This window comes from Burkholderia sp. APQ4-4ca, from assembly GCF_057837105.1.
Map to the genome: position 1 here is coordinate 1 of NZ_JBYQCG010000238.1, position 20,376 is coordinate 20,376.

Sequence of the window (20,376 nt, forward strand, 5' to 3'; positions counted from 1 at the left end):
CGAGGTTGACCGCGAGTTCGGCAATCGACGATTTCAGATAGAAGTGCCGCGGGTTGAACGGACTGTGCTTGATCGCCTTCAGCGGCAACTCGATCACCTGCCCCGGCGCATAGCGATTCTCGAGGCGCCACGCGCGATATTGCGGCGATTCGTCGATCGACGGATCGATCGTGAATTCCGGAGCAGGCGGCGGCGCGATGTCCTTCTTCGCTGATTTGGTCGGCGCCGTGGTAGGCGTCTCGGACTTGACGATACCGTCGATCGCATTGAGCCGATCAAGCGCCGTGCGCTTCTCGCTCGTCGTGATATCCGGGCGCGCTTGGAATCCTTTGGCAAATTGGGAAGGTTTCATGTGACTCCTTTATGCGCATAAAGTCAGGGCAGCATGGCGACGATTTCGTCGGCGCATGCGCGAATTTCGGCGGCGGCCAGCTTGCCGCCGCGATCGTTCATTTGCAGCACGGTCTGACCGAGCGCCATCGCCTGCTTGTACGCTTCCCGAGTCGGAATCTGCGTCTTCAGCAGCGGGAAGCCGAGTTCCTCGAGCGCACGCTTGAGCTCGCGGGTCAGCATGCGCTTCTCTTCGGTCTTGTTCAGCAGGAACACCGCGCGGAGGTCTTCGTTCATCACCTGCGCTTGCTGAATCAGTTTGACCAGCCCGACGCTCGACCAGTAATCGGCTGGCGACGACGACGTCGGAATCACGGCAATCGATGCGGCCAGCAGGACGACGCCGGAGACTTTCTCGGTGATCGACGGCGGGCAGTCCACGACGATGATGTCGTAGTCGTTGATGAACTTCTTGATCTCGCGATGGATCTGGCCGTCGGCTTCGGCCAGGTTGACGACCGGAAACGGGATACCGTTGTCGCTGTCACCGGATGCGCTCGACCAGTGAACCAACGTATTTTGACGGTCTGCGTCGATGACGAGGACGCGCTTCCCTTTTTCATGGAATGCGGCGCCGAGATGCATGGCAATCGTGCTTTTGCCGACGCCACCTTTTTGTTGAGTGACTGCAATGATTTCCGCGGCCAATTTTCACTCCTGTTTTGGTCGTTGGAATTCTACAGGACGATATTTGAATTTCAATGAAATTGTCGCGCAACGACTACGCGTTGGCCATTTGGACTATCGGTTTATGCGCATAAACGAGCGGAGATGATGGGTGGCGGTTCGGGCGGTGTGGTGAGGATCGCGCGGCGGCTGCGGCCGGAGCGACAGGCTCCTCGATGGATGGGCCTTCGCGTGCTGCAGCATCGGACGGCTGTCCGTCGCAGAGATGTCTCGGTGCGCTGCCCTTTCGCTGGACGGGGCAGCGTTGCCGAAGAGTCGGGGAGTTTGTGCGCATAAACCTCGCGGAGACTGCGGCGGTCGCCTTCATCGCCAGAGTGCCCGGCATTCGGAAGCGAGAGGCGTGAGCTCCGAGTGCGAGTCGGATGCGTGTCCATGAGCTCCCCCGTTAAGCCGACGCACGTGCGTCGAGGCAACACGCTGCCTGGTCGCAGTGTTTATGCGCATAAAGCAGGCGCGATGAAGCGCCGGGGGGAGACATCGCCAGGGTCAGGCGCGCAATGGTGTCGTGACTGGACAGCCTATGGATAACAACGATCCCCAGGGTCCTCTCGCATCGAAATACGCCCCCCGCAGAGTCGCGCGGCCCCTTGCTCGACGATCACGCGCTTTATGCGCATAAAGCAGCCGCCTCGCGTCGCCATCACGCTTCGGTTTCCGAGGCAGCCCGTCACGAAGCATCAATTGATCCGATCGCAGTTCGCAGCCCCCGCGAAGCAGCCCCCAGTTTATGCGCATAAACACAGCACTTTGAAGCGTCTCCCTGGATGCGCCCCTATCCCGATCACGGCGCATCGCTCAACCGAACCGTCTCCGCGACCTGTCGAAAGGAGCCCACCCCGATCTCGCTTGAACCACCTGCCGCCCAGCCCCTCCATGCAGACTGGCTACAATACAGGGCTCCTCCATCCAGCCCTTGAATGATGATCACGATCTACCACAATCCCCGATGCTCGAAGTCCCGCGAGACGCTCGCGTTGGTCGAGTCGCTGAATACCGCCAGCGCGCCGCTGAACGTCGTCGAGTACTTGAAGACACCGCCAGCGGCCGAGGAAGTGGAAACGCTACATCGGCAGCTCGGCCGCCCGGTTCGCGACATGCTGCGAGACGGCGAGGAGCCGTACAAGACATTGAATCTGGCTCGCGCGGATTTGAGCGACGCCGAAGCCTACGCGGCGATCGCCGCTCATCCGATCCTGCTGCAACGCCCTATCGTCGTATATCGCGGCAAGGCGGCGATCGGTCGCCCGCCTGAATCGGTGAAAGCGTTGTTCGAATAATTCTTGTCGGGCGTATTTTTCTTATTGCATCAGCGCTACCGGGTCGGGCCCGGCACACGCAATGGCAATCCAGGCCGACGCGACCGCCAGGCTGCACGCGCTAGCGGCCGGCGGAACGATACCTCGGCACCCTGGCGCCTAGCCGCCGCCGGACAATCCATCATCATCGCCCGGTTCCCGCCCCGCCGCCGCTTTCGCGGCCGTCCGCAGCAGCGCGATCTGTCCGCGATACGCGCGGCATCCGCTGCAGGTCGGCAGATGCACACGCACCTGCAGGCGCTCGTGCAGCGTCAGATGCCGATCGAGCTCGTCCGACAGCAGTCGTGTCACGTCAGTACATTTCCCCGGCAGCATCTTCGGTCGTCAGTCCTTTTTCGCTCAGGCAGGTTCGCAGGCGCGTGCGCGCCCGGTACAGCAGCACGCTGCAATGATTCGTCGTCAGCGTCAATTCGCTGCAGATGTCCACAATCTCGACATCGAGGAATTCGCGCATCATGAACACGCGTCCGATCTGCTCCGGCAGATGGTCGAGGCAGACCTGGAACAGCGTCCAGAACTGCTGTTGCTGCAACAGCGTTTCGGGCTTCGGCCAGGGTCGCGGTTTCGCATGCGCGGCCCAGTGCCCGTTGTCCTTGAACAGTTCGCGATCGAGCACCGATTCGCCGTCGAGTTCCGCATCGAGTGCGGTCAGGCTCACCGTCCGCTGGCGCGCGCGCAGCACGTCGATCAGCTTGTTGCGCAGGATCCCGAATACCCAGGTCTTGTGGGCCGACAGCCCCGCGAACTCGCCGGCATGCGACCACGCGGCGGCCAGCGCTTCCTGCACGGCGTCTTCGGCCGCGTCGGCGTCGCGGAGCTGGAGCCGCGCGAAGCGCAGCAGGTCGCGCCGCAGCTGCGCGAGATAAGCGGGATCGTCGTGTGCGGACGGCATGGGTGGGTGGCGGTGTCTCGAAACGACCGCGCGTGCGTCACGGGTGCGGGCGCGTCGCGGTGCGAGCAGCTTACTGGGCGCGGTCCGCGCCTGCAACGGAATGTTCCGTCACGCATTCAAGGAACCGGCCGCCGTGCTGCGCTATGCTTGCCGAACCCCGTTTCGCGCGGCGGGGGCCACGCCGTGCGGCGGGCAATGTGTAACGTCCGAACATAACGGTCGAGTTATCCACAATTTCTGTGGAAAACCTTGTGGAAAGTCGGCCGGACGGCCCCGTGGGACGGCTCGCGGGCTGGCTTGCCTATAAACAGACCTTTGTCGCCCATTCGGAAGCAATCGATCCGATTCCTCACTCACCGGAAGGAGAATGCCATGTCCTATCGTATTGCGGTCGTCGTCGGCAGCCTGCGTCGCGCGTCGACGAACCGCGCGCTCGCGCACGCCGTGATCTCGCTCGCCCCCGCCGATTTTTCGTTCGAGTTCGTCGAGATCGGCGAGTTGCCGCTGTACAGCCAGGACTACGACGCGGATTTCCCGGAAGTCGCGAAGCGCTTCAAGCAGTCGATCGAAGCCGCCGACGCGCTGCTGTTCGTCACGCCCGAGTACAACCGGTCGATTCCGGGCGTGCTGAAGAATGGGCTCGACTGGGGCTCGCGCCCGTGGGGTTCGAATTCGTGGTCGGGCAAGCCGGGCGCGGTGCTCGGCACGTCGCCGGGCGCGGTGGGTACCGCGCTCGCGCAGCAGCACCTGCGCAACGTGCTCGCTTACCTCGACGTGAAGACGCTCGGTCAGCCCGAGATGTTCATCAAGCACGACCCGGCGCGCATCGACGACCAGGGGCAGATCGTCAGCGAGGACACCCGCAAGTTCCTGCAGGGCTTCGTCGATCGCTACGCGAGCTGGGTGCGCCTGCTGAAATCGGCGTGACGTCGTCGGCCTGATCGCCGCGCCCGTTCACGCGATCGCGCCGGCGCCGCCCCGCACACCGCGGGTCACGCGCCGGCGTGTCGCGTGTCGCGCGCTTCGCGGATGCCCAGCAGAATCTCGTCGAGCAGCGCGATGTCGAACGGCTTCGACAACACGCGGACGTTGACGGTGCGCGTGCGGTCGAGCTCCTCCGCGTAACCCGTGACGAGAATCACGGGCAGCTTCCCCGGCCGCTTTTCGATCGCTTCGGCCAGGTCGATGCCGTTCAGGCGGCCCGGCATGTGGATGTCCGAAATCACGAGGTCGAACGCGTCGTTCGCGGCGGCGCCTTCGATCAGGCGCAATGCGTCGTCGGCAGTGGGCGCATAGGTCACGCGATGACCGAGCAGCGACAACAGCGCTTCCGTGCCGGCCGCGACTTCGCCGTTGTCCTCGACGAGCAGCACGTGCAGGCCGGCGAGTGCGCCGTTACCCGCATCGTGCGCGACGGCCGCCGGCCGCGCGACGACATCCTCGGCACGCGCGCGCGGGAGGTACAGACGCACCGACGTACCGGCGCCGACCGCGCTGTCGATCGTTGCAAGGCCGCCCGAGCGTTCGCAGAACGCGAATACCTGCGGCAGGCCGAGCCCCGTCCCCATTCCCTGCGCCTTCGTCGTGAACAGCGGTTCGAAGGCGCGCGCGAGCACGTCGGGCGCCATGCCCGAACCCGTGTCGTCGAGCGAGATCTGCACGAAATCGCCGGTCAGCGGGAAGCCGTCCTCGCGGCGCAGCGTGAGGTTGCGCGCGCCGACCGTGAAGCGTCCGCCGGTCGCCATCGCGTCGCGCGCGTTGACCGCGAGGTTGATCACCGCGAGCTCGAGCTCCGCGACGTCGACGCGGACCGGCCAGACGCCCGGCTCGATCGCGACGACCAGCGACGACTTCGACCCGAGCGACGTCTTCAGCAGCTCGCGACACGTGCCGAGCCATTGCCCGATGTCGATCGTTTCGTTGTGCAGCGGCTGCTTGCGCGCGACGCCGAGCAACTGGCGCGTGAGCGACTGCCCGTTCTTCAGCGCGCGTTCGATCGCGCCGAGCTCCTTGTCGAGATGCTGGACGCCGCGCCGCCGCGCGATCTGCACATTGCTCGAGATGATCATCAGCAGGTTGTTGAAGTCGTGCGCGACGCTGCCCACGAGATTGCCGAGCGCCTGCATCTTGCGCGACTGCCGGTACGCCGATTCGATCGAGCGCCGCATCGACGCTTCTGCCTGCCAGCGGTCCCACGCCTCCTCTTCCGCCTTCAGCCGCTTGAGCGACAGCCAGATCACGGACCACAGCGCGACCGACGGCGCGAACATCGAGATGAACAGCACGCTCAGGTGTTCGTACCATTCATGCCAGATCGCCGACGTGCGATATGCGCACGTCACGTAGACGGGATAGCTGCCGACCTGGCGATACGCGACGATCTCGCTGCTCGTGCCGTCGTGGCCCACGCGCACGATGCCGGCGCGCGGATCGTTGTGCGCGTTGCCGAACGTGAGCGAGCGATCGGTGTGCGCCAGCGACGGCGGCGGCGGATACGATGCGATCACCGCGCCGTCCGAGCGCGCGAGCGCCATCGTCATCGGCGTGCTCGCGCCGCCGAGCAGGTCGCGGTAGAACGCGTTGAAATACGACGATTTCAGCGCGATCGACACCATGCCGGCGAACGACCCGTCGCTATGGCGTCGCGCGACGCCCGTGTTGAATACGGGGATGTTCTCGAGCTTGAGCGGCCCCATCATCAGCTTCGAGATATGTTCGATGACCTTGCCGTCGCGGATGCCGGCGAAGTCGTCGCGGTTCGCGATCGACGCATACGGCGCCGGGTAGTAGAGGCTGTTGGCGAGCAGCATCCCGCTCGCGCCGAAGATCGACACGGCGGCCACTTGCGGATAGCCGCCGCCGATCGTGTTCAGCGCCTCGTGGATGTCCGATTCCCTGCTGCGCACGGTCGCGTCGTCCATGTCCTGCACGAGATCGACGATGCGCGCATCGAGCGTTTCGCTCAGGTCGAACACCTTGAGCGCGTGCTCCTCGGCCACGCGCACCGTGCGCATCGTCACGTCGCTCGCGGCGGCCTCGCGCGCCTTCAGGTCGTTGTACGCCATCACCACCACGTAGATGCACGGCAGCACGATCGCCGCGACGAGCAGCACGATCAGCGTCACGCGGCGCACCGCGAAATCGTGCTCGGGTGCGCCGGACGCGTAGCTGCCGTCGTCCTGCCAGTCGTCGGCGGGCGGGGGCGCGGGAGTGCGGGAGTCGGCAGGCCGTTCGGACGTCATCGAGGAAAGCGGGTGAGGCAGAGGTATTTGCCATCATAAACGAGTTGCCACGGGCCGCCGCGCGGCGCCGTACGTGCGCGATCCTGGGGGACCGTACAGGCGCGCTCCTGCCGTATATGACAGCGGTAAACCGTCAGATTGAAAACGCGACGAATCCGGCAGCGCAAACGTACACAAGGAAAAATTTTGCGTACTTATCTCGAAAATGGTCGAGGCTGTTTTCGGAATCGCGTTCGATCGGACCAATTCTGTTCGAAATGGTGAAAATGGCGAGTTGCATTGCCTCCGGTTTACTCCGAGAATCGCGCCTTGCTTTCCCTATGACAGATACATGCGCCCGCCGGCGATTGCCGCGCGGTGCGTCGCGCGCACCTGCGTCGCGGCGCCCGTGCGCGGCCGCAAGGCGGTTGCCCGCGCCGAAACGCATGGCCCTAAAGAAATGCGCCGCGCGGTCGTTAACGCGAGAGAGACCATTCCGTATACCGCATCGCCCCATGCCTTTGCCAATTGTAATTGCCGACGATTCGCTGCTCGCTCGCAAACTGCTGACAAAGGCGCTGCCGGGAGATTGGGACATCGACATCGCGTATGCAGCGAATGGTCGCGAGGCCTTGGCGCTCTATCGTGACGGCAAAGCTTCCGTGATGTTTCTGGATCTGACGATGCCCGACATGAGCGGATATCAGGTCCTGGAAACACTGCGCCACGAAGATCTGAACACGTTCGTGATCGTGGTATCCGCCGATATTCAGCCGCAGGCGCAAGCACGCGTGCGCGAATTGGGCGCGATCGCATTCGTTGCCAAGCCCGTGACGTCGGAGGCATTGCTGCCCATTCTCAAGGAGTATGGGTTGTATGCCTGAATCGGTGTTCACGGCGGAGCAACGCGACGCGTTGCAGGAAATCGCCAACCTTGCAATGGGCCGCGCCGCGGCGCGGCTTGCATTGCTGCTCGGGCACTTCATCGAGCTGTCGGTGCCGCGCGTGCGCGTCGTGAAAGCGGCCGACGCGAGCGATGCGCTGCGCGAGATGACGGGCATCCACGACAACGTGACCGCCGTGCGCCAGGGCTTTCGCTCCGACATCAAGGGCGAGGCGATCGTGCTGTGCCGCACGGCGGGCGTCGCGCGGCTCATGTCGGTCGTCGACCGCACGTTCGGCGACGGCGTGTACGGCGGCATGGCGACGCCGGACGAGCTCGTGTTCGACGTCGCGAACGTGCTGATGGGCGCCTGCGTCGCGTCGATCCTCGACGAACTCGGCCGCAAGCCCGTGTTCTTCCCGCCGGGGCTGCTCGGCGCGAACGTGTCGTTCGACGACGTCTTCCAGCCGAACGAACTGGGATGGAGCGTCGCGCTGCTGCTCGAGGTGAACTTCGGGCTCGAGAACCACATGTTCCGCGCGCATTTCGTGATGCTGATGGCCGAGGATTCGATCCGGCTGATGGGCGACGCGCTCGACGCGTTGCTGTCCGCGCTATGACGGCCGCCGCTCCGTCGCTGAGCGACCTCGTGATCGAGCGGGTCGGCTTCGGCCTGTTCGTGCTCGACCGTTCGATGACCGTCCTGATGTGGAATCGCTTCATGCAGGACCACAGCGGGATCCCGGCCGCCGACGTGATCGGCCGCAACATCTTCGACCGCTTTCCCGACCTGCCGCGCGCGTGGCTGTCGCGCAAGCTCGAGAGCGTGTTCCAGCTCGGCAGCTTCGCGTTCAGCTCGTGGGAGCAGCGGCCCTACCTGTTCCGCTTCGAGCACGACCGGCCGATCACGGGCGGCGTCGACTACATGCAGCAGGACTGCACGTTCATGCCGCTCACGCGCGGCCGCGACGTCGAGGCCGTGTGCGTGACGATCTCGGACGTCACGCATGTGAGCGTGATGCAGCGAGAGCGTGAGGAAGCGGTCGCGAAGCTGCGCGAGCACGCGAATCTCGACGGGCTGACCGGCATCGCGAACCGGCGCTTTTTCGAGGTGCGGCTCGGCGACGAATTCGCGCGCTGGCAGCGCTACGGCGGCGACCTGTCGGTGCTGTTGTTCGACCTCGATCATTTCAAGACGATCAACGACCGCTTCGGGCATGCGGTGGGCGACGCCGTGCTGCGCGAGACGGCGCGCCGCGTCGCGTCGATCGTGCGCGCGCAGGATACGTTCGGCCGGTTCGGCGGCGAGGAATTCGCGTTGCTGCTGCCGTGCACGAATCTCGACGAGGCGATGCGGGTGGCCGACAAGGTGCGCGAGGCGATCGGCAGCACACCGGTCGATGCGGAGGGTGTCAGCGTGCCGGTCACGGCGAGCGTCGGCGGCGCGTGCGCGAAAACCGGCGCGCCGACCTGCGACGGGCTCGTCAACGAGGCCGATGCCGCGCTCTACCGGGCGAAGCGGCTCGGGCGCGATCGGTCGGTCGCGTACGCCGACTGACCGCGCCCGCCGCGCTCAGCTTTTTGCGATGTCGGCGAGCACGCCGGCCAGCACGGCCGGCTGCGACATGAACGGCGAGTGGCTGCTGTCGAGCTGGTGCACGTGGGTCGGGTTGCCGGGCGCGAACGCGTCGGCTTCGTCGATGAAGCGCTGCTGCAGCGCGGGCAGGATCACCCGATCGGCCAGACACTTGATGTAGTGACGGTCGATCGCGCCCCAGCGTGCGGCGGTCGTCGGGATCGCGGTCGCGAACGGCGTGGCCGGCACGTCGCAGCTCATCAGGTTCGTGACCGCGTCGAAGTCGGCCTGCGGCACGTCTTCGTACAGCGCGCGCTTCATCGATTCGCGATACGCGGCGTCGCCGCTGTGCGGATCGACGCGCAGCGCACCGGCCACGCGCGGGCTCGCGAGCATCAGCGGGCCGAGCAGCTCGCCGTTGTTTTCCGGCGCGCGTACGTAGTCGAGGCCCGGCACGCCCGACGCGGGCATGAAGGCCGCGAGATAGACGATCTTCGCGATCTTCTCCGGGGCGCGTTCGGCGGCCGCCGTGATCGCGAGGCCGCCCATGCTGTGCCCGACCAGTACGACCTTGCCGCGGCCGAGCGCGTACGCGTCGTCCACGGCCTGCATCACCTGGGTCGCGTAATCGTCGAGCGTCGTGTTCGCGACCGGCGACGGCTCGGCGCCGAACGCGTCCTTGTCGAGCGGCCGGGCGAGATACGACGCGGGAAAGCGCGCATGGATGCCGTGCGCGGGCAGGTCGCGCGCGATCGACAGATAGCCGCGCGCGGCCAGCGCGGCCGCCACGTGGGCATAGCACCACGCGCCGTGCCACGCGCCATGCACGAGCACGAAAACGGGATGATCGGACTGCGGGGTGGCGGGGGTGTTCGTCTCCATGGTGTCCGTATTTTTTCGAGAAAGGTGTCATCTTAGACGAACGCGCCGACATCGCGACGCGCTCGCGCGGAGCGTTTCTTGACCGGCAACGATCCGTCCCTTTGTATCGCACAGGCCACATTTCGTCCGGATCCGATTTGAATTTGTGCCGAAGCGCGCTAATTTGTTGCTTTGCCTGCGATTGCGCCCCATGAACGTCGACTATCTCTTCTACCGGAAGCCGAACAAACCCGGCCCCTATTCGCTCGACGACCTGGGCGACGTCGCTCCGCCGATCGGCCCGGGCGACGTGGTGCGTGCCGGGATCGCGCGCGTATTCGAGGAGATCGACTGGCAGGAATCGCCCGACGTGCCGGGCGCGTGGTTCGGCACGGGCGGCGCGGTTTTCCAGTTCACCGCCGAGCCCGACGGCCGCGTGACGAGCTTCATGGGTTCGCGCCTCGAGCGCCGCTCGATGCTGCAGCTCACGCGGGAAATGGGGCTGATCGCGCTCGATCTGCAGCGCGACATCGTCTACGGCTGACGCGCGTTCGGGCGACCGTTCGCAAAGTCCGGCCGCACCGGCCCGCCGGCGGCGCTCGACACCCCGCCGGACATGGCGCGCGTCCGCCATCGAACTTCAAAGATTGCTATACTTTCGCCCAATTCCGGCTTCCGGCCGGTAATTTGTGCCTGTCTGCGTCGATCGTTCGCATATCTCGCATGCATTCGACGCCCTGACCATCCCAGCCGGGCATGGCTTCTTCAATCGCCCCGCGTGGGTGTCTCCGTGGAGCTTCGTCTTGGCCGTTTCCCATTCCGTCGTGGACGAACAAGAAACCGACGCCGCTGCCGTCACATCGGGCAGCTCCTTCTATCTGGCGATGCGCATCCTGCCGGCCGTGCAGCGCGATGCGATGTTCCAGGTCTACGCGTTTTGCCGCGCGGTCGACGACATCGCCGACAGCGATCTGCCGCGCGCCGAGCGCACCGCGGGCTTGAATCGCTGGCGCGCGGACATCGACGCCTGCTTCGCCGGCCGCCCGCCGCGCCACCTGGCCGCGCTCGATCGCGAGATTCGCGCGTTCAACCTGCAGCGCGACGATTTCCACGCGATGATCGACGGGATGGCGATGGACGCGGTGGAAGACATCTGCGCGCCCGACGAGCCGACGCTCGACCTCTTCTGCGATCGCGTGGCGAGCGCGGCCGGCCGGCTGTCGGTGAGAATTTTCGGGATGCCGGAAGCCGAAGGGATCACGCTGTCGCACCACCTCGGCCGCGCGCTGCAACTGACGAACATCCTGCGCGACATCGACGACGACGCGGCGATCAACCGGTGCTACCTGCCGCGCGAGCTGCTCGCGCGCGAAGGCATCGCGATCACCGATCCGGCGACGATCGTGCGCGATCCGGCGCTGCCGCGCGTGTGCGCGACGCTCGTCGAGCGCGCGCTCGAGCACTTCCGCCAGGCCGACGCGGTGATGGATACCTGCCCGCGTGCGCAGGTGAAGGCGCCCCGCATCATGTCGGGCGCGTATCGCTGCATTCTCGAGGCCGCGATCGCCCGCGGCTTTGCCGCGCCGCGCGCGCCGCTGCGCAAGCCGAAGGCGCGCATGCTGATGATCGCCGCGCGCTACGCGCTGTTCTGAGTCGATCGACGCGATGCCCAGAACCGTCCACGTGATCGGCGCAGGACTCGCGGGCCTGTCGGCCGCGGTCGAGCTGCAACGCCGCGGGCGGCGCATCGTGCTGCACGACGCGCATGCGCACGCGGGCGGCCGCTGCCGCTCGTGGTTCGACGGGACGCTGAACACGACGCTCGACAGCGGGCTGCACACGGTTTTCGCGGGACAGCCCGCGACGCAGCGCTACCTGCGCGCGATCGGCGCGGCCGATCAGCTCGCGGGGCCCGCGCTGGCTGAATGCCCGGTCATGGACATCGCATCGCGGCAGCGCTGGACGCTGCGTTTCGGCAACGGCCACTGGCCGTCGTGGCTGTTCGATGCCGCATCGCGCGCGCCGGGCACGACGCCGCTCGACTATCTCGCGCTGGCCCCGCTCGCGTTCGCCCGCACGGGCCGCTCGCTCGCGCAGACGATGCGATGCGACGGCGTGCTGTGGGATCGCTGGCTGCGACCGTATTTCCTCGGCGTGCTGAATATCGAGCCGCGCCACGCGAGCGCCGAGCTCGCGCGCGCCGCGCTGTTCGGCACGTTTGCCGCGGGCGGCCCCGGTTGCCGCCCGCTCGTCGCGCGCCGCGGGCTCGGCAGCGCGTTCGTCGAACCGGTGCTGCGGATGCTGCAATACGGCGGCGCGCAGATCCGGCTGAATTCGCGGCTCGACGCGTTCGAATTCGGCGCGCACGGCAATGCGGTCGATGCGGTGTCGGTCGGCGGCGAGCGCATCGATCTCGCGCCGGGCGACGCGGTCGTGCTGGCCGTGCCGCCCGAAGTCGCGCAGCCGCTCGTGCCCGAACTCGCCGCGCCCGACACGTTCAGCGCGGTCGCGACCGCGTATTTCGCGGTCGAAGCGCCGGCCGGCAATCCGCTGCAGACGACCGTCGTCAACGGCGTCGTCGATGCGGTGCGGACCGGCGACGGCCTGCTCGCGGCGACGATCCGCGATGCGGGCCGCTGGCTCGACATGCCGCGCGACACGCTCGCGCGGTGCATCTGGGAAGACGTCGCGCGCGTGACCGGCGCGAACCCGGAAACCATCCCCGCGTGGCAACTCGTCGTCGAGCCGCGCGCGGGCTTCGCGGCGGTGCCATCGCAGGAAATGAAACGTCCGGCCGTGCGTACGCGCTGGACCAATCTTGTACTCGCGGGCGACTGGATTGCCACCGGCCTGCCCGCCACGATCGAGGGCGCGATCCGTTCCGGCCAGCTGGCCGCGGACGTGCTCCAGACGCAATAAAGAGAGGGACCGATGAACGATCTCACCGAAATGGCTACCTTGTCCGCCGGCGCCGTGCCGGCCGACGTCGACGCGGCCGTCGCGCGCGCGACCGATGCGCTGCTGGCCGCGCAGCAGGCGGACGGACACTGGGTCTACGAACTCGAAGCGGATTCGACGATTCCCGCCGAATACGTGCTGCTCGTCCACTATCTGGGCGAGACGCCGAACCTCGAGCTCGAACAGAAGATCGGCAAGTATCTGCGCCGTATCCAGCAGGCCGACGGCGGCTGGCCGCTGTTCACCGACGGCGCACCGAACATCAGCGCGAGCGTGAAGGCGTATTTCGCGCTGAAGGTGATCGGCGACGACGAGAACGCCGAGCACATGCAGCGCGCGCGCCGCGCCATCCATGCGATGGGGGGCGCCGAGATGTCGAACGTGTTCACGCGCATCCAGCTCGCGCTGTACGGTGCGATTCCGTGGCGCGCGGTGCCGATGATGCCGGTGGAGATCATGCTGCTGCCGCAGTGGTTCCCGTTCCACCTGTCGAAGGTGTCGTACTGGGCGCGCACGGTGATCGTGCCGCTGCTCGTGCTGAATGCGAAGCGTCCGCTCGCGAAGAACCCGCGCGGCGTGCGCATCGACGAGCTGTTCATCGACCCGCCCGTCAACGCCGGGCTGCTGCCGCGCCAGGGGCACCAGAGTGCCGGCTGGTTCGCGTTCTTTCGCGTGGTCGACCATGCGCTGCGCGCGGTCGACGGCCTGTTCCCGAGCTACACGCGCGAACGCGCGATCCGCCAGGCCGTGTCGTTCGTCGACGAGCGCCTGAACGGCGAGGACGGCCTCGGCGCGATCTATCCGGCGATGGCCAACGCAGTGATGATGTACGACGTGCTCGGCTACGCGGAAGATCATCCGAACCGCGCGCTCGCGCGCAAGTCGGTCGAGAAGCTGCTCGTCGTGCACGACGACGAAGCGTATTGCCAGCCGTGCCTGTCGCCCGTGTGGGACACGTCGCTCGTCGCGCATGCGCTGCTCGAGACCGGCGACGCCCGTGCCGAGCAAGCCGTGCTGCGCGGCCTCGAATGGCTGCGCCCGCTGCAGATTCTCGACGTGCGCGGCGACTGGATCTCGCGCCGCCCGAACGTGCGGCCCGGCGGCTGGGCGTTCCAGTACGCGAACGCGCACTACCCGGACGTCGACGATACGGCCGTGGTCGTGATGGCGATGGATCGCGCGCAGAAGCTCACGCAGTCGGACACGTATCGCGAATCGATGGCGCGTGCGCGCGAATGGGTCGTCGGCATGCAGAGCAGCGACGGCGGCTGGGGCGCGTTCGAACCGGAAAACACGCAGTACTACCTGAACAACATCCCGTTCTCCGATCACGGCGCGCTGCTCGATCCGCCGACGGCCGACGTGTCGGGCCGCTGCCTGTCGATGCTGTCGCAACTCGGCGAGACGCCGCTGAACAGCGAGCCGGCCCGCCGCGCGCTCGACTACATGCTGAAGGAGCAGGAGCCGGACGGCAGCTGGTACGGCCGCTGGGGGATGAACTACGTGTACGGCACGTGGACGGCCCTGTGCTCGCTGAACGCGGCCGGCCTGACGCCGGACGATCCGCGCATGAAGCGCGCGGCGCAGTGGCTGCTGTCGATCCAGAACAAGGACGGCGGCTGGGGCGAGGACGGCGACAGCTACAAGCTCAATTACCGCGGTTACGAGCAGGCGCCGAGCACGGCGTCGCAGACGGCTTGGGCGCTGCTCGGCCTGATGGCGGCCGGCGAGGTGAACAACCCGGCCGTGGCGCGCGGCGTCGACTACCTGGTCGCCCAGCAGAACGAAGAAGGCCTGTGGGACGAGACGCGCTTCACGGCGACGGGCTTCCCGCGCGTGTTCTACCTGCGCTACCACGGCTATCGCAAGTTCTTCCCGCTGTGGGCGCTCGCGCGCTACCGCACCCTGAAGCGCGCGAACGCGACGCGCGTGACGGTCGGGATGTAACGCGTGGCGACGACGCAGCACAACGGCGCATTGCCCGTCATCGCGGTGACGGGAATGGCGTTCGAGGCGCGCATCGCGCGCGGCGACGGCGTCGAAGCCGTGTTCGCCGCGCGGGCCGACCGGCTCGAGCGCGCGCTGGCCGAAGCGACCGCGCGCGGTTGCGCGGGCATCGTCAGCTTCGGCACGGCCGGCGGGCTCGCGCCCGACCTCGCGCCGGGCGCGCTCGTGATCGCGGACGCGATCGACGGGCCGTTCGGCCGCGTGCAGACCGATGCGGGCTGGAACGCGCGGCTCGTCGCCGCGCTGCACGACACGCCGGTGTGGGCGCGGGTCACGCGCGGCACGATGGCGGCGGTCGGCGCGCCGGTGGTCGGCGAGCAGGAAAAGACGTCGCTGCATCGTGCGAAGGGCGCGCTCGCCGTCGACATGGAATCGCATATCGCGGCGGCCTTCGCGGCCGCGCGCGGCGTGCCGTTCGCGGTGTGCCGCGCGATCGTCGATCCGGCGTGGCGCACGCTGCCGCGCGCGGCGACGGCCGGCCTGCGCGACGACGGCAGCACGGCGATCCTGCCGATCCTGCGCGAACTGCTGAAGCAGCCGTCGCAGCTCGGCCCGCTGCTGCAGGTCGCGGGCGATGCGCGGGCGGCGCGCACGACCCTGATTCAGGCCCGCCACGCGTTCGAGCGGGCGGGCGCGATGCGGATCGTCTGAGCGGCATTCGCCGCTGTCCTCGCCCCCTTCCCGGTTTGCCGTTTCGTGCGGACAAAAAAAGAGCGCTGCATCGTGCAGCGCTCTTTGCTTTTGCGCGGCCGCCGTTGTGGCGTTACTGCGCGGCCGGGCTGCTCGCCGGCAGCGTCGGCATTGCCGGCGCGATCGGTGCACCGTTGGCGGCCGGCGCTGTCGTGGCGCCCGACGATGCGGGGGCCGATGCCGATGCCGATGCGGCAGCCGGCGCGCTCGCCGGCATCGCATTGTCCGCACCCGGGTCGTCGTACTGCGGCAGTCCCGGCGCGGCCGGCGCATTGTTCGGCGCCGCGCCCGATGCGCCGCCCGACTCGCCCGGATCCTCATAGTTCGGCAAGCCGCCCGGCGTGGTGGGCGTGGCCGCCGGCACCGCGCCGGCTTCACCCGGCTCCGCGTAGTTCGGCGCCGCGGCCGATGCCGACTGGCCGTGATACGTCAACGACTTGCGCTGCTGCAGATAAGCGTCGCGCACGAACGAATACGGATCGAGCGCGGCCTGTTTCAGCAGGTCGGTTGCCCCAAGCAGGTCCGAACGCGCGCTGATGAACTGCGCGATGTACATCGGGTTGCGCGCGGCCGGCTCGATGTAGTTCAGCAGGTTGAAGCGCACGTCCACCGCGCGGCCGACGCCGTCGCGGATCGTGCTCGGCCCGAACACCGGCAGCACGAGGTACGGGCCGGACGGCATGCCCCAGCGCGCCATCGTCAGCCCGAAATCCTGGTGATGCTTCGGCAGCCCGGCCGGCGTCGCGATGTCGATCAGGCCGGCGACGCCGAACAGCGAGTTCATCGCCACGCGCATCAGATCCTGCGTCGCATCGGTGATGCGCAACTGCAGCAGGTTGTTCGCCATGTTGCCGAGATCGCCGAGGTTCGAGAAGAAGTTGCTGATCGCGGTGCGCACCGGCGTCGGCGTGACCTTCTGGTAACCCTTCGCGATCGGCTGCGCGATGTTCGTGTCGACCGTGTCGTTGAACTTGTACATCGCCCGGTTCATCGGCTCGAGCGGGTCGTTGGGATTGCGGTTCGGTCCCGTCGCGCAGCCGGTCAGCATCGCGCTGGCGGCGACGGTCGCCGCAATGATTCGCACCTTATTCATTGATTCCTTGCGATTGGTTCTTGGCGCGGTTGACGCGCGGTTTGCCCATCAGGACGGGCTGGAACACCACGGCGCCGATCAGCGTACAGGTCAGGGCCAGCGCGAGCAGCTTGCCCATGCTCGACGTGCCCGGATGGTGCGACAGCCACAGGCTGCCGAAGGCGGTCGCCGTCGTCGCGGCGCTGAACAGCACGGCGTGCGTGAGGCTCGAATGCAGCAGCCCCGTCTGCCCCGCGCGCCACGCCATCACGAAATACACCTTGAACGCGACGCCGACGCCGAGCATCAGCGGCAGCGCGATGATGTTCGCGAAGTTCAGCGACATGCCGAGCACGACGCACATCTCGAGCGTCACGATGCCCGACACGAGCAGCGGCACCAGCGTGCGCAGCACGTCGCCGAAGCGGCGCAGCGTGACCCACAGCAGGACCGTGATCGAGATGATCGACCACAGCGCCGCATGCAGGAACGCGTTGATGATCGTGTCGGCCGAATGCAGGATCGAGATTGGGCCGCCGGTCGCGCCCGGTTCCGCGGCCTTCACGGCCTTGGCGAAACGGCGCAGCATCGTGTCGTCGTTCGGATCGACGCCCTTCGGCACCTTCGGCGAGATTTGCACGAGCGCGTGGCCGTCCGGCGCGACCCAGTCGCGCACGATTTGCGGCGGCAGCGATTCGCGCGTGATGTCCTGCGGCTGCAGCAGCGCGGCGAGCTGGTTGAGCGCGATGCGCAGCGTATCGGAGAACGCGCGTTCGGCACGGTCGCGCGTCGCGCTGTCGGCGGCGGCGAGCTTCGCGAGCGACGCGGACAGGTGCTGCGCGGCCGCGGCGCCCGGGCCCGGGTGATCCTCGGCCGCATAGCCGAGCAGGTCGGACACGCGCTTGAGCGCGGCCACGCGTTGCGCGTCGGTCGCGGGCGGCGCGGCCGGCTGCGTGAGCGCGGGCAGCAGTTCGCTCGCGGCCGCGGCGATCGCCGCGCGCTTGGCCGGCTGATCGGCGGGAATGAAGGTCGACAGCGTGGTCGTGCGGCCGACTTCGGGCAGCGCATCGAGGCGCTTCGCGGCCGCATCGGCTTGCGCGAGCGATGGCGCGAGCAGCGTGACGTCGTTGACGGCCGCTTCCGGCGAATCCTTCAGCGCGAGCAGCGTCGCCATCGATTCGCTGTTCGGATCCTTCAGGTGCAGCGGGTTGAAGTCGAAATGCAGGAACGCGAGCAGCGGCAGCGCGCCGATCACGACCGCGAGCGTGCCGATCAGGATCGGCTTGCGATGGCGATCGAGGTAATCGTCGACCGGCGCGAGCCACGGGAAGCCGGGCGTCTTCGATTCGCCCGGCGGCGCGAACAGACGCAGCAGCGCGGGCAGTAGCGTGAGCGTGGTCAGCAGCGCGACGAACATCCCGACGCCCGCGATCAGGCCGAGCTCGGACACGCCGCGATACGCGGTGGGGATGAACGAGAAGAAGCTCGCGGCGACGGCCGCGGTGGCGAGCGCGAGCGGCATGCCCATCGAATGCGCGGCGCCGATCAGCGCGTGATCGATGCGCTCGTCGCGGAAGCGTTCCTCGCGGTACTTCACGCCGTACTGGATAGAGAAGTCGACGCCGAGGCCGACGAACAGCACCATGAACGCGACCGAGATCATGTTCAGCGAGCCGACCATCGCGAGGCCGAGCGCGGCCGTCACGACGAGGCCGACGAACAGCGTGACGAGCACCGAGGCGATCATCCGCTTCGAGCGCAGCGCCAGCCACAGGATGACGAGCACGGCGAGCAGCGTGAGCACGCCGTTGAGCGCGGCGCCGTCTTCGACCGACGCGAATTCGTCGTCGGCGAGCGGTTGTTCGCCGGTCAGGCGCACGGCCGCGCCGTAGCGCTTTTCGAGATCGAGCGAGCGGGCCGCGTCGCGGATCACCTGGCTCGTTGCCGCGCCGGCCTTCAGCGCACCGTAGTTGACCACCGGCTGCACGGTGACGAACGCGCGCGCAGGCTGCCGCGCGGCGTCGTTGTCGACCAGCGTGCGCCACGAGAACGCGGCCGGCTTGCCGGCCAGCACGTCGTCGACCGTCGCCGCGCTGCGCGCGAGCAGCTTCGCCATCGCGGGCAGCTTCACCTGGCCGGTCAGCAGCGGCTGGCCGAGCGTGGTGGACAGCGTGGTGGCGAGCCCGGTGAGGCTCGGGTTCTTTGCGAGTTCGTTGACGAGCGGGCGCGCGCTCGCGAGCTGCGCGGTCGTATCGGAGACTTCCTGCGGCGACAGGAACAGCAGCCCGTTGTGCTCGAAGAACGGCCCGCCGCCCGGTTCGGCGACCGGGCCGATGCGGCCGGCATCGGCGTCTTTCTGCAGCGCTTCGGTCAGCGCATGCGCGGCGGCAGTCGCGAATTCGGGCGCGGGCGCCTCGACGACCGCGAGGATCGTGCCGTTGCGTTGCGGAAACGCCTTGTCGATGGCCTGGCCGAGCGCGGCCCATTGCGGCTCCGCATCGACGAGCTTGCTGATGTCGGTGTTGATCTTGAAATGCTGTGCGACGTAGACCCCGCTGAAGGCGGCGATCGCGAGCGACAGGACGACGACCCAGACGGGGCGGCGCACCGACCACGCAACGAGTCGGACGATGAGAGATGTCACCATGTGGCGGCGGGAGCGGCTGGCTAGGGCAAAGTAGCCAAGTATACCGGCGCAGCGCGGCGACGGTCGTGACGTTGCGGAGATTCGGGGCGGGAAGGATATTTGCTACGGGCGTGGCAATCGGATCGGGCTGGCTGGGTGATTTGTATGCGGATATTTACATCATCCCCGCGGCGGTGCGTCGACGGGCGGCCAAGCGCCTGTGACAAACGGCGCTGAAAGGTAACAGTCGGTCACCGGCCGGCACCGCGGCGTTCGGCCCGGTATACTTTGCTCCACCGGCCGATGCAAAGAGCCGGCCGTTTTTTACCATCGAGTGCGAAATTCGTATGAAACGTCATCTGTTTGCTTTCGTCGCGGCGGCCGCCGTGTCGGTTTCCGCTTTCGCGCAGAGCGCGCCGGTCGATATCGTCCGCACGGCGGTCGAGGGCACCGTCAATGCGATGAAGGCCGATCCGGCCGCGCGCGGCGGTGACATGGCAAAGGTCACGCAGGTCGTCGAGCAGCGCTTCCTGCCCGCGACCAACTTCGAGCGTACGACCCGCATCGCGGTCGGCGACGCGTGGAAGCAGGCCACGCCGCAACAGCAGCAGGAGCTGTACAAGCAGTTCCGGCTGCTGATGACGCGCACCTACGCCGCGTCGCTCGCGCAGCTCGGCAACCAGGACGCGAAGTTCTCGTTCAAGGCTGGCGGCGCGTCGGGCGCCGACGCGCTCGTGCAGTCGACGGTGACGACGCCCGGCGACAGCCAGTCGGTCGGCTATCGTCTCGGCAAGGTCGGCAATGACTGGAAGATCTACGACATCGACATGTCGGGCGCGTGGTTGATCCAGGTGTACCAGGGCCAGTTCAAGAGCCAGCTCGCGACGGGCGGGATAGACGGGCTGATCGCGTATCTGCAGAAGCACAATTCGCGGACGAACTGAGCGCCGCTGCGCGTAGTTCGGATGCATGGAAGGCGCCTTCGGGCGCTTTTTCTATTCGTAGGGCGACCGAGCGGTAGAGAGGGGACTGCGATTGCGCGCTACTGACTCAGCGAATTACATACGAAGCGAAAAAAACAGCATCGTGGGGAATCAATGTGGCCAAGGAGCACAGTACCTTTTGCGGTGTCGCCCGTCGTCTCCCTACTCTCCAGCCCGCGAAGGCAAACCCAGGCGGTGGCCCAATCAGAAACCC

The 20,376-nt window shown here is 67.2% G+C and carries 18 protein-coding genes and 1 pseudogene; 11 read left to right on the top strand and 8 right to left on the bottom strand.

Features of this window, described 5'->3' with window-relative positions; genetic code table 11:
* Both AC3IFE_RS30750 and parA read right to left on the bottom strand, forming a co-directional pair.
* Window positions 1–352 (bottom strand): annotated as a pseudogene (locus AC3IFE_RS30750) (ParB/RepB/Spo0J family partition protein); the annotation flags it as partial.
* Window positions 353–375: 23 nt separating this feature from the next.
* Window positions 376–1,038, bottom strand: a complete 663-nt coding sequence (gene parA / locus AC3IFE_RS30755; RefSeq protein WP_006480195.1) for a ParA family partition ATPase — start codon at window positions 1,036–1,038, stop codon at window positions 376–378.
* A 959-nt stretch (window positions 1,039–1,997) separates the two neighbouring features.
* Between parA and arsC the strand changes: the two genes are divergently transcribed.
* Window positions 1,998–2,354 carry an arsenate reductase (glutaredoxin) gene (arsC, locus tag AC3IFE_RS30760; protein ID WP_489194043.1) on the top strand — a complete coding sequence of 119 codons (357 nt, stop codon included), beginning with the start codon at window positions 1,998–2,000 and terminating at the stop codon, window positions 2,352–2,354.
* 138 nt (window positions 2,355–2,492) lie between these two features.
* On the opposite strand, the gene AC3IFE_RS30765 is transcribed toward arsC, so the two are convergent.
* Both AC3IFE_RS30765 and AC3IFE_RS30770 read right to left on the bottom strand, forming a co-directional pair.
* On the bottom strand, window positions 2,493–2,708 hold the full coding sequence (locus tag AC3IFE_RS30765; protein WP_301737423.1) for a zf-HC2 domain-containing protein: 216 nt from the start codon (window positions 2,706–2,708) through the stop codon (window positions 2,493–2,495).
* A complete protein-coding gene (locus AC3IFE_RS30770; RefSeq protein ID WP_301737422.1) occupies window positions 2,686–3,285 on the bottom strand; it encodes an RNA polymerase factor sigma-70 in 600 nt (199 codons plus the stop codon). Before AC3IFE_RS30770 ends, AC3IFE_RS30765 begins: the two co-directional genes overlap by 23 nt.
* A gap of 372 nt (window positions 3,286–3,657) precedes the next feature.
* On the opposite strand from AC3IFE_RS30770, the gene AC3IFE_RS30775 reads away from it, so the two are divergent.
* Window positions 3,658–4,212, top strand: coding sequence for an NADPH-dependent FMN reductase (locus AC3IFE_RS30775; RefSeq protein ID WP_489194015.1), 555 nt, complete (start codon window positions 3,658–3,660; stop codon window positions 4,210–4,212).
* A gap of 65 nt (window positions 4,213–4,277) precedes the next feature.
* Here AC3IFE_RS30775 and AC3IFE_RS30780 read toward each other — a convergent pair whose 3' ends face one another.
* Complete coding sequence (locus tag AC3IFE_RS30780; protein ID WP_489194017.1) at window positions 4,278–6,527, bottom strand: hybrid sensor histidine kinase/response regulator; 2,250 nt, start codon at window positions 6,525–6,527, stop codon at window positions 4,278–4,280.
* Window positions 6,528–7,021: 494 nt separating this feature from the next.
* On the opposite strand from AC3IFE_RS30780, the gene AC3IFE_RS30785 reads away from it, so the two are divergent.
* From AC3IFE_RS30785 to AC3IFE_RS30795, 3 genes are read left to right on the top strand one after another with little or no spacing between them, the layout of a single operon-like run.
* A complete protein-coding gene (locus AC3IFE_RS30785; protein WP_089470901.1) occupies window positions 7,022–7,390 on the top strand; it encodes a response regulator in 369 nt (122 codons plus the stop codon).
* Window positions 7,383–8,009, top strand: a complete 627-nt coding sequence (locus tag AC3IFE_RS30790) for a chemotaxis protein CheC (RefSeq protein WP_050013469.1) — start codon at window positions 7,383–7,385, stop codon at window positions 8,007–8,009. Before AC3IFE_RS30785 ends, AC3IFE_RS30790 begins: the two co-directional genes overlap by 8 nt.
* Entirely contained in the window at window positions 8,006–8,947 is a 942-nt protein-coding gene (locus AC3IFE_RS30795; RefSeq protein ID WP_489194020.1) for a GGDEF domain-containing protein, read from the top strand. The genes AC3IFE_RS30790 and AC3IFE_RS30795 overlap by 4 nt, the downstream gene beginning before the upstream one ends.
* Window positions 8,948–8,962: 15 nt before the next feature.
* On the opposite strand, the gene AC3IFE_RS30800 is transcribed toward AC3IFE_RS30795, so the two are convergent.
* Window positions 8,963–9,847, bottom strand: coding sequence for an alpha/beta fold hydrolase (locus AC3IFE_RS30800; protein WP_489194022.1), 885 nt, complete (start codon window positions 9,845–9,847; stop codon window positions 8,963–8,965).
* 190 nt (window positions 9,848–10,037) lie between these two features.
* Here AC3IFE_RS30800 and AC3IFE_RS30805 point away from each other — a divergent pair, with 190 nt between their 5' ends.
* The 5 genes from AC3IFE_RS30805 (at window position 10,038) to AC3IFE_RS30825 (ending at window position 15,442) form a co-directional block, all read left to right on the top strand.
* Window positions 10,038–10,370 (top strand): hypothetical protein, encoded by a 333-nt coding sequence (locus AC3IFE_RS30805; RefSeq protein ID WP_089470898.1) that lies wholly within the window; start codon window positions 10,038–10,040, stop codon window positions 10,368–10,370.
* Between the two features lie 259 nt (window positions 10,371–10,629).
* Complete coding sequence (gene hpnD / locus AC3IFE_RS30810) at window positions 10,630–11,478, top strand: presqualene diphosphate synthase HpnD (RefSeq protein ID WP_089470897.1); 849 nt, start codon at window positions 10,630–10,632, stop codon at window positions 11,476–11,478.
* A 13-nt stretch (window positions 11,479–11,491) separates the two neighbouring features.
* A complete protein-coding gene (gene hpnE / locus AC3IFE_RS30815) occupies window positions 11,492–12,745 on the top strand; it encodes a hydroxysqualene dehydroxylase HpnE (RefSeq protein WP_489194025.1) in 1,254 nt (417 codons plus the stop codon).
* A 12-nt stretch (window positions 12,746–12,757) separates the two neighbouring features.
* A complete protein-coding gene (gene shc / locus AC3IFE_RS30820) occupies window positions 12,758–14,731 on the top strand; it encodes a squalene--hopene cyclase (protein WP_089470895.1) in 1,974 nt (657 codons plus the stop codon).
* A gap of 3 nt (window positions 14,732–14,734) precedes the next feature.
* A complete protein-coding gene (locus tag AC3IFE_RS30825; protein WP_089470894.1) occupies window positions 14,735–15,442 on the top strand; it encodes a phosphorylase in 708 nt (235 codons plus the stop codon).
* 112 nt (window positions 15,443–15,554) lie between these two features.
* On the opposite strand, the gene AC3IFE_RS30830 is transcribed toward AC3IFE_RS30825, so the two are convergent.
* Both AC3IFE_RS30830 and hpnN read right to left on the bottom strand, forming a co-directional pair.
* Complete coding sequence (locus AC3IFE_RS30830) at window positions 15,555–16,574, bottom strand: MlaA family lipoprotein (protein ID WP_489194027.1); 1,020 nt, start codon at window positions 16,572–16,574, stop codon at window positions 15,555–15,557.
* Window positions 16,567–19,200: a hopanoid transporter HpnN gene (gene hpnN / locus AC3IFE_RS30835; RefSeq protein WP_489194029.1), complete on the bottom strand. Its 2,634-nt coding sequence runs from the start codon at window positions 19,198–19,200 to the stop codon at window positions 16,567–16,569. The genes AC3IFE_RS30830 and hpnN overlap by 8 nt, the downstream gene beginning before the upstream one ends.
* A gap of 326 nt (window positions 19,201–19,526) precedes the next feature.
* On the opposite strand from hpnN, the gene AC3IFE_RS30840 reads away from it, so the two are divergent.
* On the top strand, window positions 19,527–20,123 hold the full coding sequence (locus AC3IFE_RS30840) for an MlaC/ttg2D family ABC transporter substrate-binding protein (RefSeq protein ID WP_027781786.1): 597 nt from the start codon (window positions 19,527–19,529) through the stop codon (window positions 20,121–20,123).
* Window positions 20,124–20,376: the final 253 nt, after the last annotated feature.